Annotated in this window: 1 protein-coding gene; it reads right to left on the bottom strand. The window is 71.5% G+C overall.

Features of this window, described 5'->3' with window-relative positions; genetic code table 11:
* On the bottom strand, positions 1-536 hold a 536-nt coding region (locus tag G4D86_RS51855), incomplete at both ends, for a condensation domain-containing protein (RefSeq protein ID WP_205520438.1).

The following is a 536-nucleotide window of genomic DNA, read 5'->3' as shown; positions in this document are numbered from 1 at the left end:
CCTTCCAGGTGAACGAGGACGTGGGACTGGCCCGTCCACTCAGCGAGAGCGCGAGCCAGGGCGGTGAGCAGGACGTCGTTGATGTGGGCGCGCCAGGCGGAGGGCACTTCCTGGAGCAGCAGCTTCGTCTCCTCGGCGTCGAGGGTGACAGAGACAGCGCGCTCGGAGGCGTGCGTGTTGGGGCCGGAGGCGTCGGTGGGCAGTGGAGCCACCTGCGCGCGGGCCGTGTCCGACCAGAGGGGCGCCTCTGCGAGCAGGGCCTCGGAGTGGGCGTGGGCCTGCAGACGGCGAGCCCAGGACTGGAACGAGGTGCTCTTGGGAGGGAGCGCTGCCTGGAGATAGGCGGACTCGAGGTCCTCCATCAGCACGCGCCAGGAGACGCCATCGATGACGAGGTGATGGGCGACGAGGAGCAGGCGCTGCTGGCCGTTGCCGAGGTGGAAGAGGGCGGCGCGCAGCAGCGGCGGCTGGGCCAGGACGAAGCTGGCCTGCATGCGCGAGGCCTCGGCTTCGAGCGCGGCGGGCTGCTCGGAGGC

Origin of the sequence: Pyxidicoccus caerfyrddinensis (genome assembly GCF_010894405.1) — a bacterium.
Taxonomy (GTDB): Bacteria; Myxococcota; Myxococcia; order Myxococcales; family Myxococcaceae; genus Myxococcus; species Myxococcus caerfyrddinensis.
Note: the sequence above shows the minus strand (reverse complement) of the source record. Positions and strands in the feature narration are given on the sequence as shown.